General features: G+C 59.3%; 17 protein-coding genes. All 17 read right to left on the bottom strand.

Annotated features, from left to right (window positions below):
- Positions 1–51: 51 nt before the first annotated feature.
- On the bottom strand, positions 52–1236 hold the full coding sequence (gene bamB / locus G5306_RS01105) for an outer membrane protein assembly factor BamB (RefSeq protein ID WP_005333796.1): 1185 nt from the start codon (positions 1234–1236) through the stop codon (positions 52–54).
- Positions 1229–1879, bottom strand: a complete 651-nt coding sequence (locus G5306_RS01100) for a YfgM family protein (protein WP_021229680.1) — start codon at positions 1877–1879, stop codon at positions 1229–1231. Before G5306_RS01100 ends, bamB begins: the two co-directional genes overlap by 8 nt.
- A gap of 3 nt (positions 1880–1882) precedes the next feature.
- Entirely contained in the window at positions 1883–3160 is a 1278-nt protein-coding gene (hisS, locus tag G5306_RS01095) for a histidine--tRNA ligase (protein ID WP_005344864.1), read from the bottom strand.
- Positions 3161–3298: 138 nt separating this feature from the next.
- On the bottom strand, positions 3299–4414 hold the full coding sequence (gene ispG, locus G5306_RS01090; protein WP_216977892.1) for a flavodoxin-dependent (E)-4-hydroxy-3-methylbut-2-enyl-diphosphate synthase: 1116 nt from the start codon (positions 4412–4414) through the stop codon (positions 3299–3301).
- Between the two features lie 10 nt (positions 4415–4424).
- Complete coding sequence (rodZ, locus tag G5306_RS01085) at positions 4425–5396, bottom strand: cytoskeleton protein RodZ (RefSeq protein WP_216977893.1); 972 nt, start codon at positions 5394–5396, stop codon at positions 4425–4427.
- The gene (gene tapF / locus G5306_RS01080; protein WP_216953941.1) at positions 5386–6177 is read right to left on the bottom strand and encodes a type IV pilus biogenesis/stability protein PilW; all 792 of its coding nucleotides are present in this window, start codon (positions 6175–6177) and stop codon (positions 5386–5388) included. Before tapF ends, rodZ begins: the two co-directional genes overlap by 11 nt.
- 11 nt (positions 6178–6188) lie before the next feature.
- Complete coding sequence (locus tag G5306_RS01075; RefSeq protein WP_005344856.1) at positions 6189–7292, bottom strand: bifunctional tRNA (adenosine(37)-C2)-methyltransferase TrmG/ribosomal RNA large subunit methyltransferase RlmN; 1104 nt, start codon at positions 7290–7292, stop codon at positions 6189–6191.
- 167 nt (positions 7293–7459) lie between these two features.
- Entirely contained in the window at positions 7460–7888 is a 429-nt protein-coding gene (gene ndk, locus G5306_RS01070; protein WP_005333805.1) for a nucleoside-diphosphate kinase, read from the bottom strand.
- Between the two features lie 267 nt (positions 7889–8155).
- Positions 8156–9439, bottom strand: a complete 1284-nt coding sequence (pepB, locus tag G5306_RS01065) for an aminopeptidase PepB (RefSeq protein ID WP_005359802.1) — start codon at positions 9437–9439, stop codon at positions 8156–8158.
- Positions 9436–10740: an aminopeptidase PepB gene (gene pepB, locus G5306_RS01060; RefSeq protein WP_216977894.1), complete on the bottom strand. Its 1305-nt coding sequence runs from the start codon at positions 10738–10740 to the stop codon at positions 9436–9438. The genes pepB (G5306_RS01065) and pepB (G5306_RS01060) overlap by 4 nt, the downstream gene beginning before the upstream one ends.
- A gap of 173 nt (positions 10741–10913) precedes the next feature.
- The gene (gene fdx, locus G5306_RS01055; protein ID WP_005333808.1) at positions 10914–11252 is read right to left on the bottom strand and encodes an ISC system 2Fe-2S type ferredoxin; all 339 of its coding nucleotides are present in this window, start codon (positions 11250–11252) and stop codon (positions 10914–10916) included.
- A 1-nt stretch (position 11253) separates the two neighbouring features.
- Complete coding sequence (hscA, locus tag G5306_RS01050; RefSeq protein ID WP_421172222.1) at positions 11254–13101, bottom strand: Fe-S protein assembly chaperone HscA; 1848 nt, start codon at positions 13099–13101, stop codon at positions 11254–11256.
- 28 nt (positions 13102–13129) lie between these two features.
- Positions 13130–13648 carry a co-chaperone HscB gene (hscB, locus tag G5306_RS01045; RefSeq protein WP_042013204.1) on the bottom strand — a complete coding sequence of 173 codons (519 nt, stop codon included), beginning with the start codon at positions 13646–13648 and terminating at the stop codon, positions 13130–13132.
- A 118-nt stretch (positions 13649–13766) separates the two neighbouring features.
- Positions 13767–14090, bottom strand: coding sequence for an iron-sulfur cluster assembly protein IscA (gene iscA / locus G5306_RS01040; protein ID WP_005333812.1), 324 nt, complete (start codon positions 14088–14090; stop codon positions 13767–13769).
- Positions 14091–14105: 15 nt separating this feature from the next.
- The gene (gene iscU / locus G5306_RS01035) at positions 14106–14489 is read right to left on the bottom strand and encodes a Fe-S cluster assembly scaffold IscU (RefSeq protein WP_005333813.1); all 384 of its coding nucleotides are present in this window, start codon (positions 14487–14489) and stop codon (positions 14106–14108) included.
- Positions 14490–14530: 41 nt separating this feature from the next.
- The gene (locus G5306_RS01030) at positions 14531–15745 is read right to left on the bottom strand and encodes an IscS subfamily cysteine desulfurase (RefSeq protein WP_013723838.1); all 1215 of its coding nucleotides are present in this window, start codon (positions 15743–15745) and stop codon (positions 14531–14533) included.
- Between the two features lie 53 nt (positions 15746–15798).
- Positions 15799–16302 (bottom strand): Fe-S cluster assembly transcriptional regulator IscR, encoded by a 504-nt coding sequence (iscR, locus tag G5306_RS01025; RefSeq protein ID WP_026035025.1) that lies wholly within the window; start codon positions 16300–16302, stop codon positions 15799–15801.
- Positions 16303–16355: the final 53 nt, after the last annotated feature.

Below are 16355 nucleotides of genomic sequence, written 5' to 3'. Positions count from 1 at the left end.
AAAGGCTCCGGGTCCGAAGACCAGGAGCCGGATATTCACATTATCGGACGATCAAGGACGCTTGAGGGCGTACAACTTGCCGTCACGGCTCTGCACATACAGGGTCTCGCCATCCACCAGCGGGGCGGCGTAGAGACCACTGCTATCGAGCTGCTGCATCGCCTTGATGGTACCGTCGGTACGATCAAGCCAATACAGGTATCCTTCCACATCACCCACCACCACATAGTCACCGAAGATGACGGGTGCAGTGACGGTACGATTTTCCAGCTGGGTGTTGGACCACAGCTCCAGACCGTTGCGACGGTCGATGGCAAACAGGTGGCTGCGGCTGTCGGTCAGCACGATGGCATTACCGGTCATCGCCAGATCGCGATAGCCGGAATACTTGCGCTTCCACACTTCATCGCCGGTCATCAGTTTGCGCGCCATCAGCTGACCGTTGTAGGCGATGGCATAGAGCTCATCACCGGCAATCAGCGGGCTGGCATCGACGTCAACCATGCGGTCCAGCTCGGTGGCACCGCGCGGATCAGCCACCTTGGACTGACGCACCGGCTGGCCGTTGCTCAGCAGGGCGATGCCCACCTTGCCATCGGCACGACCGTAAATCACGGCGCCGTTGGTGATCACCGGTGCACCGGCACTGCGCAGGGTCAGCGGCGGCTGCTCTTCGGAGAGCGACCACTGCATCTTGCCTTCGTCGGTATCGAGCGCAATCAAGCGACCGGAGGTGGTCAACACCACCACGCGGCCATCTTCCACCGCGGGGCTTGCCACCACTTCGCCGGGCACATTGGTCTGCCACAGCACTTCGCCATTCTCTTCGTTCAGGGCGTAGACCACCCCGTTCTCGGAGCCGAGGAACAGCTTGCCGTAACGGGAAACCAGGCCGCCGGAGAGACGAGCGCTACGCTTGTCGGCGTTGACCGGCAGGTCGGCCAGATCGACGGTCCAGAGGCGATCACCACTGGCACGGTCAAAGGCGCTGACATCGCCGTCGCGGGCCGCCGCGTAGATGCGATCCTCTTCCACCACCGGCTTGAGCTGGGAGTAAAAGTCACCGATGCCATCACCCACAGTGGATGACCATGCGGTGTCGGCCGTGAAGGCAGATTCAACCTTGGGCAGCGGCGCCATCGGGTTGAGATCCTCTTCGGAACTGAACAGGGAGCAACCCTGCAGAGCGAAGGAGACCGCAGCCCCCAGCGCCACCATCTTGAATAGATTACGCATCCGGTGCCTCACCAGTCGCAACGGCCGGCAGGGCCAGATCGTCCATTTTCAGCTTGAGCTCGGCGCTACCCTGCAGGCCGCCGGCATCCGCCGCCGCCTGATAGGCATCACGAGCCTCTTCGGTCTTGCCCTGCTTTTGCAGCACATCACCACGGGCTTCGGCTACCTGCGCCTTGAAGGCCTCATTCTGGATGGTCGCCAGCTTGGCCAGCGCTTCATCTGCCTTGCCCTGATCATTCAGCACACGGGCCAGACGCAGCGCCGCGATGGGACGAATGCTCTCGTCACCCGTGGTCGCCACCAACTCCAGCTGCTCGGCAGCCAGATCCAGCTTGCCCGCCTTGACGGCAGCGGCAGCCAGTTGCAACGCGGCCAGTTCACCGTAGGAGTCACCCTTGTTGGCGGTGACAAACTGCTGCGCCTGCTCGAAACCGGCGGCATCGCCCTTGGCCAGCTGCTCAATCACCTGGTTGTAAGAGTGGGAGGAGGCCTCCATGGTCTCTTGCTGGTGCTGGTTGTAATAGCGCCAGCCGAACAGACCGACCAGACCGATCACGGTACCGGCAATCACCGAGGTTCCGTTCTCTTTCCACCACTCCTTGATAACCTCAACCTGTTGTTCTTCGGTGGTATAGACTTCCACAGCTTACTCTCCTTTGGCTGCCAGCAGGGCAATGGCGGCGTCAACCTTGACGGTCTGTTGCTCGGCCTGACCACGCAGATATTTGATAGTGATCTCCCCGTTTTGCACCTCGGTTTCACCAAGGATCAGGGCGATTGCCGCGCCGCTCTTGTCGGCACGTTTGAGTTGTTTCTTGAAGTTGCCACCACCGCAGTGGCTCATGAGGCGCAGGTCCGGCAGAGCATCACGCAGACGCTCGGCCAGCTGGAAGCCAGCCTGCTCGGTCCCCTCGCCCACCATCGCCAGATAGACATCCACCGCCGGGCGGATATCGGCGTTGAGCTCGAGGGTTTCCAGCATCAGCACCAGACGCTCCATGCCCATGGCAAAGCCCACAGCCGGGGTCGGTTGACCGCCCAGCTGCTCCACCAGACCATCGTAGCGGCCACCGGCACAGACGGTACCCTGGGCACCCAGACTGCTGGTGACCCACTCGAACACGGTCAGGTTGTAGTAGTCAAGACCACGTACCAGACGCTCGTTCACTTCGTATTTGATACCGGCAGACTCGAGCAGGCGCTTGAGCCCCTCGAAGTGGGCCAGGCTCTCTTCGCCCAGATGGTCGAACAGACGCGGGGCCCCCGCCAGAATGGCCTGTACCTTTTCATCCTTGGAGTCGAGCACCCGCAGCGGGTTGCTGTACATGCGGCGCTGGCTCTCTTCGTCCAGCTGATCCTTGTACTGCTCCAGATAGGCCACCAGCGCATCGCGGTAAGCGGCACGCTCGGCGCTCTGGCCCAGGGTGTTGAGCTGCAGGGTGACATGCTCGCTGATGCCAAACAGACGCCACAGGCGGTGGGTCAGCATGATAAGCTCGGCGTCAATGTCCGGCCCGTTGATGCCAAACAGCTCGACACCGAACTGATGGAACTGGCGGTAACGGCCCTTCTGGGGACGCTCGTGACGGAACATGGGGCCCATGTACCACATCCGGCGTTCCTGGTTATAGAGCAGACCGTGCTCGATACCGGCACGGACGCAGCTGGCGGTCCCTTCCGGACGCAGGCTCAAGCTGTCGCCGTTACGGTCTTCAAAGGTGTACATCTCTTTTTCGACCACGTCGGTCACTTCACCGATGGCGCGCTTGAACAGATGAGTCTGCTCGACAATCGGCATGCGCACTTCGCTGTAGCCATAGCTGGCAACGACCTGGCGCAGGATCTGTTCAACCTTCTGCCATACCGGGCTCTGCTCCGGCAGGCAATCATTCATACCGCGAATAGCTTGGATCTGTTTTGCCACGTTGATACTCGAGAAAAAGAGGTAAAATTTGGCCGCATTATAGGGATTTTCCCCCCCAAGGTAAAATCAGGGAATCCGGATGCGGGATTTAAAATCAGTCACCTGGAAAAAGGGCCACCCAATGTGGCCCTGTTTCGCTCACTCCTTGTCCATCGGGATCCGGTTGGCGGGATCCAGCATGGCGGCGCGGGCGCGAATGCGGCGCTCCAGAGTTGGAATGAGATCCTTGTTGTCGAGCCGATCGACCCGCTGGCCCCCCTCATAGAAGGCACTCTTGTTGGCGGCACCCGCCAGACCAAGGTCGGAGACCAGCGCTTCACCCGGGCCGTTCACCACACAGCCAATGATGGAAACATCCATCGGTGTGATGATGTCTTCGAGCCGCTCTTCCAGTGCATTGACGGTAGCGATCACATCGAACTCCTGCCGTGAGCAGGATGGGCAAGCGATAAAGTTGATGCCACGGGAGCGAATACGCAGGGATTTGAGGATATCGAAACCGACCTTCACCTCCTCCACCGGATCCGCCGCCAGCGAGATACGCAGGGTATCGCCGATGCCGTCGGTAAGCAGCATGCCCAGACCGATGGCAGACTTCACCGCGCCGGCACGGAAACCGCCCGCTTCGGTGATGCCAAGGTGCAGCGGCTGTTCAATCTGCTTGGCCAGCAGGCGATAGGCACCGACTGCCAGGAACACATCGGAGGCCTTGACGCTCACCTTGAAATCCTGGAAATCGAGACGATCGAGATAGTCCACGTGGCGCATGGCTGACTCTACCAGCGCCTCTGGGGTCGGCTCGCCGTACTTCTCCTGAATATCTTTCTCCAGCGACCCGCCATTGACCCCGATACGGATCGGGATATTGAGGTCGCGCGCGCAATCGACCACCGAGCGCACCCGCTGCTCGTTGCCGATGTTGCCCGGGTTGATACGCAGGCAGTCGGCACCGTACTCGGCCACTTTCAGGGCGATGCGATAGTCGAAGTGGATATCGGCGACGATGGGGATGCGGGTCTGCTGTTTGATCAGCCGGAACGCTTCCGCCGCTTCCATGGTGGGCACGGAGACACGGACGATATCGGCACCGACCCGCTCGATCCGCTGGATCTGCTCGATGGTGGCGGTGACATCTGTGGTCTTGGTGTTGGTCATGGTCTGCACGGTAATGGGGGCATCGCCCCCAACCGGTACATTACCAACCATGATCTGTCTGGATTTACGACGAATGATGGGTGATTCGTGAGAAGACATGGGAAACAGATTACTCCTGCGGCAGTGAGAAGCGGGCTGTACGACCGTTGTTGTAACGGCTCATATCAAACGACTGACCCTTGTAGTCAAGCTTGACGGCCATGGGCGCGCCAATGATGAACTTCAGGGGCTCGGCGCCTTCCAGCACCAGCTCGTCGTTGGCCTTCTTCAGACCACTGAACAGGGTCTTGCCGTTGGCATCCTTCACATCCAGCCAGCAATCGGCGGTGAAGCTCATCTTCAGTTGCGGCGCAGTCGCCGGATCAACGACAGCCTCTTCAGATTCGGTGCCATTGGCGCCGGATACCGCAGCATCGGTCGCAGTGCCGACAGCCGCGCTGACATCGGTCGGGGCAACAGCCGCAGAAGCAGGCGCCAGGGTAGCAGTCGCATCGGAGACCACCGCGGGGGCAGTCACGTCAGTGGCGGCAGGTGCGATGGCAGCGCCTTCCACCGGGGCGGTGTTGATCGCATCGGGCGGCGTGATAGCAGGTTCAGCCGGAGTCGAACCGGTTGCACTCATCTCGGTGGCTGCCAGCGCTTCATCACCGGCGGAGCGACGGGAAGTACTCTGCCACCACCAGGCGACCGAGAGCGCAATCAACACCAGAATAACCAGCCAGGTGACTACCTTGAGCCGATTGTCGTTGGCTTGCTGGCGAGAGCGACGGGAGAAGCTCTGCATGTCGATATTGTCGGGAGGAGTCAGACCCAGCTTGTCGTAAGCGGCCAGAATGGTCTCTTCCGGGATCCCGACCAACTTGGCATAGGTACGCAGATAGCCCCGAATAAAGGTATGGGACGTATGTTTGTCGTAGGTATCCGATTCGATGGCGGCGATCAGGGTCAGACGAAGGTGAATGCGGGACGCAACCTGTTCTCGTGTCCAGCCAAGCTGTTCACGGGCATTGCGCAGCAGCTGGCCTGGACCTGCTGCCTGGGAATCGTCTTGTTGGAAATCGTGTGGCTGTTCAATAGTCATTGGCTAAATAACGCTTGGCTTGTTGCGAAGTGGGATATTGCCTTACCAGCTCAGTCCCGAATTGGTGAAGTAATGCCGGCTTGTCCATTGCCTGTGCCAATCTGAGTCTCAACCAGAGACTCTCCTCATTCTCGTCTGACACATCGGCAAAACGGGCGAGGTAGGACTGCACATCAGGCAGCTTGCCATCTTTCATGGAAAGCTCGGCCAAGTCCAGCAATAACCTTGGATTGCCCGGATTATACCCCAAGGCCAGGAGATAGTACTCGGTTGCTTTATCATTTCTGCGATTTTGCAGGGCACAAAGTGCCGCATTTTCATAGGTATCGGCAATCTTCACATAGCCTGGTTGAATAACAGCCTGGTTGAATGCCTTGTCTGCCTCATCATAACGGCCACGATCACAGAGGAAGGCGCCATAGTTGTTCATTGCGTCAGCATTGGACGGATCCATGGCAAGGGCGTTCTTGTAATGCTCTTCAGCCGCCTTGAAATCCCCCACCCTCTGGTAGAAGTAGGCAAAACCGATCTGCACTTGAGGATTGGAGGGGTCATACTGGAGGGCGCGATCAAGATTGAACTTGGCCTGCTCGGCATTGCCCTGACGCAGGTACTGGATACCCAGGTCGAGGCGGGTTTGGGCAGCCGCCTTGAGGTCAGGACCCACTTCACGCTGGGTCGAGTTCTGGCCAGCGTAAGTGGTCTCGGTCACACAGCCTGGCAGCGCGCAGAGCGCTGCCACTACGATCAATGTACGTGTATCCATTCCCTGTCTATACAATGGCTTAGCATTTAAACCATTTTGACGGAAATCCCATCCTGTTGCATCCGATTTTTGATAGTTCGCTTGGTACGGTCAATCACGTCACCCACCAGCTGACCACAGGCGGCATCGATGTCATCACCACGGGTCTTGCGGACAATCACGGTGAAACCGTACTCCATCAGCACCTTGGAGAAGCGATCGATACGGCTGTTGCTCGGCTTGCCGTAAGGGTTGCCCGGGAAGGGGTTGAACGGGATCAGGTTGATCTTGCTCGGAGTGTCCTTGAGCACCTTGGCCAGCTCGTGCGCATGCTGCATATCGTCATTGATATGATCGAGCAGCACATACTCGACGGTTACCCGACCACCGTTGGCATTGGATTTGGCCAGGTAGCGACGGACACCGGCGAGGAACTCCTCGATGTTGTATTTGTCGTTGATCGGCATGATCTCTGAACGCAGCTTGTCGTTCGGGGCGTGCAGGGAGATAGCCAGCGCCACGTCGATCTGGTCGCCCAGCTTGTCCAGCGCAGGTACCACGCCAGAGGTGGAGATGGTCACCCGGCGCTTGGAGATGCCAAAGCCGTAGTCATCCATCATCAGACGCATGGCGGGCACCACGTTGGCGAGGTTGAGCAGCGGCTCGCCCATCCCCATCATCACCACGTTGGTGATGGGACGCTTGCCACCGACCACACGGGCAGCACGCCACACCTGACCGATGATCTCGGAGACTTTCAGATTGCGGTTGAAGCCTTGTTGAGCCGTGGAGCAGAACTTGCACTCCAGCGCACAGCCAACTTGAGAGGAGACGCAGAGGGTCGCGCGGTCATCTTCCGGGATGTAGACGGTCTCGACCTCCTGATCGCCCACCTGCAAGGCCCACTTGATGGTGCCATCGGCAGAGCGCTGCTCGCGGCTGATCTCGGGCGCCTTGATCTCGGCGATCGCCTTGAGGCGCTCTTTGAGCACCTTGTTGACGTTGGTCATCTGATCGAAATCATCACACCCAAAGTGATAGATCCACTTCATGACCTGATCTGCCCGGAATGGCTTCTCGCCCAGTTCGACGAAAAAGGCACGCATGGCATCCCGATCAAGATCCAGCAGGTTGATTTTTGTTTCGCTCATCAATGGCCTCAGTTCAAACACTTCATCAATTATTGGCTGACGACGTCAGGGGGCGGCATTGTACAAATAATGGGTCTGGCTTTCCACCTGGAGAATAGGGGGATATTGCGTAAACGGCGAAAACAACAAAGGGAGCCGAGGCTCCCTTGGGTCATCATCCACAAAAATCAGCCGCGCGGGCAGATCTCGTTGTCAGAGAAGAAGTAGGCAATTTCGCGGGCAGCGGATGCCGGTGCATCGGAGCCATGTACTGCGTTGCGATCGATGCTCTCGGCATAACAGGCACGCAAGGTACCAGCCAGCGCCTCTTTCGGGTTGGTAGCACCCATGATCTCGCGATTGCGACGGATGGCGTCTTCCCCTTCCAGCACCTGCACCATGACAGGGCCAGAGGTCATGAAGCTGACCAGATTGTCATAAAAAGGCTTGCCCTGATGCTCGGCATAGAAACCGGCAGCCTGTTCACTGCTCATGTGCAGCATTTTGGATGCCACCACTTTCAAGCCTGCGCTTTCGAAACGGCTATAGATGGCACCGATCAGGTTCTTGCTGACAGCATCCGGTTTAACGATAGAGAAGGTACGTTCGATGGCCATTGATATCTTTCCTTAACTACAGAGTTTTATTGTTAGAATCCATGTTCGCTGGCGATTATACGTAAACAAAAACCGGAAAAACACACAAACAAGCAACTTTTTATTAAACATCACTCCCTTGCAATCAACATCCACACTCATCTTGACCGAGCAGAGCCGGAAAATATGTGCGCTTGCGCACGATAGTTACCTTAAGCCGCCAAAACCCCATCTTTTGTTCACAATTCGAACAGCATGAAAAAGGCACCCGAAGGTGCCTTGTCTCGCCTATTTGGCTTCCGCCAGCAAGGCCCGCGCTATGGTGCGCATCCCCAGAGTATTGGCTCCCGGCGCCCAGAGGGCATCGCCGTTGTCACTGAAGCAGGCGGCCAGATCGATATGCAACCAGCCCATCCCTTCGTTGGCAACGAAACGGGAGAGGAAACCCGCCGCGTTGGAGGCGCCACCCGGCCCGCCCCCCTTCACCGGACGGCTGTTGGCCGTGTCGGCGTAATGGGAAGGGCACTGCTGGCGGTGCCAGGGCTCCAGCGGCAGCGGCCAGGCTGGCTCATGCTCGGCATCGGCATAGGTCATGGCCCGGCTTACCAGCCCTTTGTCGAGGCCAAACAGGGCATTGTAGCGCCCACCCAGCGCCATCACAGCAGCGCCGGTCAGGGTCGCGGCATCGATGATCAGCGGTGCGCCGGACTCGCTCGCCAGTTGCAAGCCATCGGCCAGCACCAGCCGCCCTTCGGCATCGGTATTCACAATCTCGACTGTGGTACCGTTCTTGTAGGTGAGGATGTCGCCCAGCTTGTAGGCGTGGCCGGAGACCAGGTTCTCGGCGCAGCAGAGGATCAGCTTCACCCGCTTGTCGAGCCCGCGCAGCATGGCCAGCGCCAGCGCACCGGTGACAATCGCCGCGCCCCCCATGTCGCACTTCATGGTGAGCATCCCCTCGGAGCTCTTCATGGAGTAGCCGCCGGAGTCAAAGGTGATCCCCTTGCCCACCAGCGCTGCTGCCACCGGCGCCTTGGGGTCACGCCCCGGGTTGAAGTCGAGCTCCAGCAATACCGGTTCGCGCGCACTGCCGCGGCCCACCTGATAGAGGCCGACCCAGCCCGCCTGTTGCAGCGCTTCGCCTTTCAAAATGCGATGACTCACCTTGTCCGGCGCCAGCTCGGTAATAAAAGAGGCAGCTTCCACCGCCAGCTCCAGCGGGCCCAACTGCTCCGGGGTGGCATTGGTCATCTCGCGCACCCAGCGGCCGCAGAGCCAACGCGCTTCCAGCTCCTCTCTGTCCTCTTCCGAGGACATGGCCCACTGCAGTTGCACCTCCGCCTTGGGGGTTTGCAGCCCTTGGGCAAAAGCCCACTGCTGTTCACGCTCCCAATGACCAGCCAGGGTCACTTTCTGGATCCCCTGCTGGCAGAGGCGACGGGCCGCTTGCTGGATATCGAGCAGCGGATTGGCCGTCACCAGATGGATCACCATGCCGTCGGCACGGTGAGAGAGCAGCGCCCCCTCCCCCCACTCGGCCGGTGCAAATTCACGACTTAACCAGACATTCATGCGGTCACCTCCTGCAGCCAGCGGGCGATGGTACGCAGACCGTGCCCCTTGGCGCCGGTCGCCCAGAGATCGTTGCCCGATTTCTGATAGGAGGCTGCCAGATCCAGATGCACCCAACCCTTGCCCTCATCACGCACGAAGCGGGAAAGGAACGCAGCAGCCGTGGTGGCACCGGCCGTACCCTCTGCCGAGGCGACGTTGCCCAGATCGGCAAAGGCCGAGGTGAGCTGGCTGGCATGCCAGGGTTCCAGCGGCAGCGCCCACGCCTGTTCGTTTTCCACCTTGGCGGCGGCCAGCGCACGCAGCTGTTCGGTCTCATCGAGGGCAAACACCGCATTGTAGTCGCGCCCCAGCGCCATCTTGGCGGCGCCGGTCAGGGTGGCTGCGTCAAGGATATAAGCTGCACCGCTGTCGGAGGCCGCCATCAGGCCATCGGCTAGCACCAGACGCCCTTCCGCATCGGTGTTCTGGATCTCGACCGAAATGCCGTTTTTGTAGGTAAGGATGTCGCCCAGCTTGAAGGCGTGGCCGGAGACCAGGTTCTCGGCGCAGCAGAGAATGAGCTTCACCCGCTGGTTCAGACCGCGGCTGATAGCCAGCGCCAGCGCACCGGTCACCATGGCCGCGCCGCCCATGTCGGACTTCATCGGCAGCATGTTGTCAGAGGACTTCATGGAGTAGCCACCGGAATCAAAAGTGATCCCCTTGCCCACCAGCGCCGCCACCACGGGCGCATTGCGATCACCGGTCGGGTTGTAGTCAAGCTCCAGCAGCACAGGCTCGCGCTCGCTGCCACGGCCAACCGACCAGATCCCGATATGGCCGGACTCGCGCAGCGCTTCACCGGCGGTGATGCGAGCTGTAACCTGATCCCCGGCCAGACCACGAATGAGCAACAGGGCCGATTCCGCCAGACTCATGGGGTAGATCTCTTCCGGACAGCCATTGGTGATGTCACGTACCCAGCGAGCCGCCTTGAGCAGCGCCTCCAGTTCACGTGCTTCCGCGTCGCTCTGCTGGCCGAAATCCAGTTCACGGGCTCCCTTGGCGGCGTAGAACCCCTGGGCGAACGCGTAGCGACGCTCCAGATCCCAGCCTTCACCGACCAGCGTCACCCGCTTGATCCCGCTCGATTCGAGGCGACGGGCGGCGCGCTGAACGGTGCGCAGAACATCCTTCTCCTGACCGGCGGCACCAAGATGGATCAGTGCCTCGTCGCCATTGAAACTGAGCTGGGCGCCCTCGCCCCAATAGGCGGCCGCAGCCTGGGTGGATAACGCTACCTTCATCATGTCAGCCATCGTGTTTGCTTCCTTTTTACTGGCACTATGTATAAGCACTCTTTATGGGAAAGAGCTTATTGGCAAAGAGAGAATAACGAATACAAAAAAGGCCGTGCCCCCGAGGGTCACGGCCTTCCACCATATCACTGAAGCACCACAGGATGCTGCACGTGCAATTCACTCATGTGTAATTAATGGCGTTCAGAGGCAAGGTTCAGGGTGTACTTGGGCAGTTCCACCACCAGATCCTCGTCCGCCAGTTTTGCCTGGCAACTGAGACGAGATTCCGGCTCCAGCCCCCACGCCTTGTCCAGCATGTCGTCTTCCAGCTCGTCACTTGGCTCGAGCGAGTCAAAGCCCTCGCGCACCACGCAGTGGCAGGTAGTGCAGGCACAGGATTTCTCGCAGGCGTGCTCGATTTCGATACCGTTGCGCAGCGCCACATCCAGAATAGTCTCGCCGCTTTGCCCCTCGAGGGCGGCGCCATCCGGACAGAGTACGGGATGAGGAAGAATGATCAGTTTTGGCATATTACACCTTGTTGACGTTTTGTCCGGTCAGCACCTTGCGGATGGAGGCGTCCATCCGGCGGGCTGCAAACTCGCCACTGACAGCATCGGCTGCCTCAATGGCTTCTTTGATTTGATGGGTTGCACCGCTGTTGCGCATGGTCAGCAGATGGGCGATGGCGGCATCAATCTCGGCACGCTCGGCAGCATTGAGCAGGGCATCGCCATCGGCGGCCAGCGCCGCATTGAGACTCTCGACCACCCGGTCGGCTTCAACCTGCTGCTCGGCCAGCATGCGGGCATCCATATCCTGCTGGGCGTTCTCGATGGAGGCACTCAGCATGTTGAGGATATCCTGCTCCGCCAACCCGTAAGAGGGCTTGACCTGGATCTCGGCCTGCACGCCGGAGGATTTCTCCATGGCGCTGACCGAGAGCAGCCCATCCGCATCCACCTGGAAGGTGACGCGAATATGGGCGGCGCCGGCAGCCATCGGCGGAATACCGGTCAGGGTAAAGCGGGCCAGGGAGCGGCAATCGGCCACCAGCTCGCGCTCGCCCTGTACCACATGTATCGCCATGGCGGTCTGACCATCCTTGAAGGTGGTGAACTCTTGGGCGCGGGCAACCGGAATGGTAGTGTTGCGCGGGATCACTTTCTCGGCGAGGCCACCCATGGTCTCCAGACCCAGCGATAGCGGGATAACGTCCAGCAGCAGCATCTCGGCATCGGGCTTGTTGCCCACCAGAATATCGGCCTGGATGGCGGCGCCAATGGCGACCACCTTGTCCGGATCGATGCTGGTCAGCGGCGTGCGCTGGAAGAACTCGCCCACCAGTTCACGCACCAGCGGCACCCGAGTGGAGCCACCGACCATCACCACTTCCAGCACTTCCACCTGCTCGAGACCCGCATCGCGCAGGGCGCGGCGACAGGCCAGCAAGGTCCGTTTCACCAGCGGGGTGATGAGCTCATCAAACTGGCTACGGCTCACTGACCCCTGCCAGCCCGCAAAGGTGCACGCCACCTGCTCGGCATCGGTCAGACCGTGCTTGACGGCAGCGGCCACATCCAGCAGCTCGCGCTGCAGATGGGCATCCAGCTCACCGGTGAGGCCCGCCTGTTCCTTGATCCAGTCCGCCAGCAGGTGATCGAAGTCATCACCGCCGAGGGCGGAATCACCGCCGGTCGCCATTACTTCAAACACACCGCGATGCAGACGCAGGATAGAGATATCGAAGGTGCCGCCCCCCAGATCGTAAACCGCGATCACCCCTTCCTGACCGGAGTCAAGGCCATAGGCAATCGCGGCCGCGGTCGGCTCGTTGAGCAGACGCAGTACGTGCAGACCGGCCAGACGGGCTGCATCCTTGGTGCCCTGACGCTGGGCATCATCGAAATAGGCGGGCACGGTAATGACCACGCCATCGAGATCGCCACCCAGGGTCTGGGCGCCACGCTCGGCCAGCTTTTTGAGAATTTCGGCCGAGACCTGCACCGGATTGACCAGCCCCTGACGGGTTTGCAGTTGCGGCATGCCATTGTCGGCGGCAACAAACTGGTAAGGCTGCTGGCGGGTATCGATATCGGCCAGCGCCTTGCCCATCATCCGTTTGACCGAGACGATGGTGTTGTGAGGATCGAGTGCCGCTTCGCGCTTGGCATCAATTCCGACTCGAATAGCGTCGCTTTGATAGTGCACCACCGACGGGAGCAGGTCGCGCCCTTGCTCATCGCAAAGGGTATCGGCGTGACCGCTGCGAACCGCAGCGACGAGAGAGTTGGTGGTGCCGAGATCGATGCCGACGGCACGTTTGTGCTGATGAGGAACAGCGCTCTGGCCGGGTTCGGCGATTTGCAGTAATGCCATGGGTAATGAAACTTCCAGCGTTAAAGGATCAAGACTCGAGAAGCGAGTCTTCGAATCGTTCCAGCTCTTCAAGGAGCTTGTCGACAAACTTGAGTTTGCGAACGCAATCAGCGGCAACGAGATCTTTACCGGCGGCAAGAGACTCGGTCAGCTGCTGCATCAACATCTGGTGATCATGCCTGATCTCACTGCGAAAATCCTTGATGGCGCGCTCAGGGTCGGCGTCATCTTTCAGATCGGCCAGACGCTCACGCCACTCCAGCTGCTGCATCAGAAATGCGGTATCTTGCAGGGTCTGCTGTTCACCACGGATATCAGTGCCACGCAGGGAGAGCAGATATTCTGCACGGCGTAGCGGCGCCTTGAGGGTGGTGAATGCTTCGTTGATCTGGGCGGCACGTTGCACCGCAGCCAGCTGCTCCCGTTCGGGGGCGGTGGCAAAACGATCAGGATGGAATTGGGTTTGCAGCTGGCGGTAGGTATCAGCCAACTGACGGGTATCGAGCTCGAAGCCTTCAACCAGCCCAAACAGCTCGAAATGATTCATGCAAACCTCTTGGGAACATTCGCCACAACCTCACTCGCCCTTGGCAAATGAGATGTGGTTGAACGGGTCATGGGCAACCCGCTCAACCACAGACGAAGGATCATTGACGTCAAACAACTCAGACACTGAAGCTTTCGCCGCAACCACACTCGCCTTTGGCGTTGGGATTGTTGAACTGGAAGCCCTCGTTGAGGCCCTCCTTGACGAAATCCAGCTCGGTGCCATCCAGATGGATCAGGCTCTTGGCATCGACAATAATCTTGACGCCCTGCTGCTCGAACACCTGATCCTCATCGGTCAGTTCATCAACGAACTCAAGCACGTAGGCCAGACCGGAGCAGCCGGTGGTTTTGACGCCGAGGCGCAGGCCAATGCCCTTGCCCCGGTTAGCCAAAAAAGAGGAAACCCGTGCCGCGGCGGCATCTGTCATGGTAATAGCCATACTGCTCTCCGGCGCTTAGAGACCTTTCTTCTGCTTGTAATCGGCGATGGCAGCCTTGATGGCGTCCTCGGCCAGAATGGAGCAGTGGATCTTCACCGGTGGCAGAGCCAGCTCTTCGGCGATATCGGTGTTCTTGATGCCAGCCGCTTCGTCCAGGGTCTTGCCCTTGACCCATTCGGTCACCAGGGAGCTGGAGGCGATGGCGGAACCGCAGCCGTAGGTCTTGAACTTGGCATCTTCGATGATGCCTTCGTCGCTGATCTTCAATTGCAGCTTCATCACGTCGCCACAGGCGGGCGCACCGACCATGCCGGTTGCAACGCTGGGATCATTCTTGTCGAAACCACCGACGTTGCGAGGATTCTCGTAGTGGTCGATTACTTTTTCACTGTAAGCCATATCTCACTCCTGCTAATTCTGTTGCTCACTGACCAGATAGATCAGTGATGAGCCCATTCGACCGTGTTCAGATCGACGCCGTCTTTGTACATCTCCCACAGAGGGGACATCTCGCGCAGACGACCGATGGAGTCACGAATAAGCTTGACCGCGTAGTCAATCTCTTCCTCGGTGGTGAAGCGACCCATGCTGAAACGGATGGAGCTGTGTGCCAGCTCGTCGTTCAGGCCCAGTGCGCGCAGCACATAGGAAGGTTCCAGGCTGGCGGAGGTACAGGCCGAACCGGAAGAGACCGCCAAATCTTTCAGCGCCATGATGAGGGATTCCCCTTCCACATAGGCAAAGCTGACGTTGAGGTTGCCCGGAACACGCTGCTCAAGATCGCCATTGATGTAGACGGCTTCAATATCCTTGATGCCATTCCACAGACGCTGGCGCAGTGCCAAGATACGCTCGCCTTCACTCACCATCTCTTCTTTGGCGATGCGGAAAGCTTCGCCCATCCCGACGATCTGGTGGGTCGGCAGAGTACCGGAACGCATGCCGCGCTCGTGGCCACCGCCATGCATCTGGGCTTCCAGACGAACGCGGGGTTTGCGGCGAACAAACAGCGCACCGATCCCTTTCGGACCATACACCTTGTGCGCAGAGACGGAGAGCAGATCCACTTTCAGCGCTTCCACATCGACCGGGATCTTGCCCACACTCTGAACGGCATCCACGTGTAGCAGGATCTTGCGGGAACGGCACAACTCGCCGATGGCGGCAATGTTCTGAACCACGCCGATTTCGTTGTTCACATGCATGATGCTGACCAGGATGGTGTCATCACGCATGGCATTCTCGATCATCTCGATAGTGAACAGGCCGTTGGGCATCGGCTCAAGATAGGTCACCTCGAACCCTTCACGCTCCAGCTGGCGACAGGTATCGAGCACCGCCTTGTGTTCGGTCTTGGAGGTGATGATGTGCTTGCCCTTGCTGGCATAGAAGTGGGCAACACCCTTGATAGCCAGGTTATTGGATTCGGTCGCACCGGAAGTGAAGACGATCTCGCGGGGATCGGCACCGATCAGATCTGCCACTTGATTACGGGCCAGATCCACCGCCTCTTCGGCTTGCCAGCCAAAGCGGTGAGAACGGGAAGCCGGATTGCCGAACAGGCCATCCATGGTGAGACACTGCATCATTTTTTCTGCGACACGCGGGTCCACCGGACAGGTTGCCGAATAATCAAGGTAAATAGGCAGTTTCATGTTTTTCTCCGTCACAGTCCGGGTCATACAGAGTCCCGCTGTGGAAAGCACGTTTATAGTTGGACTTTCAAGCTCACATCGCCGTGTTCTGCCCGATCAACCAGGGACAACACGGTCTTCATTTGTTCATCTTGCTTGCCGGCAATCCGGCGTACATCGGCCTGGCGTACCAGCTCGGCCAGGGTGATATCCCCGAGGAAGCTGGAGATCCGCTCGCTCAGATCGCGCCACAGGGAGTGCGTCAGGCACTGGGTACCACCGTGGCAGCCGCCCTTGCCGAGACACTTGGTGGCATCGACCGACTCATCGACCGCGGTGATCACCTGACCAACCGAAATCTCGCCTGGGGCCAACCCGAGGCGATAACCACCGCCCGGGCCACGCACGCTGCTCACCAGACCATGTTTACGCAGGCGGGCAAAGAGCTGCTCGAGATAGGACAACGAGATGCCCTGGCGCTCGGAAATATCGGCAAGGGGGACGGGCCCCTGCTCTGCATGCAGCGCCACGTCGAGCATGGCGGTTACAGCGTAACGTCCTTTTGAAGTCAGTCTCATGTGCCTTACCGTCTTGCGAAGCAATTTAATGGGGCACATGGTCACATACCCGA

The sequence above is a fragment of the Aeromonas sp. 603404 genome (genome assembly GCF_049171775.1).
GTDB classification, from domain to species: domain Bacteria; phylum Pseudomonadota; class Gammaproteobacteria; order Enterobacterales; family Aeromonadaceae; genus Aeromonas; species Aeromonas veronii_A.
This window is presented reverse-complemented; position numbering and strand designations above follow the sequence as displayed.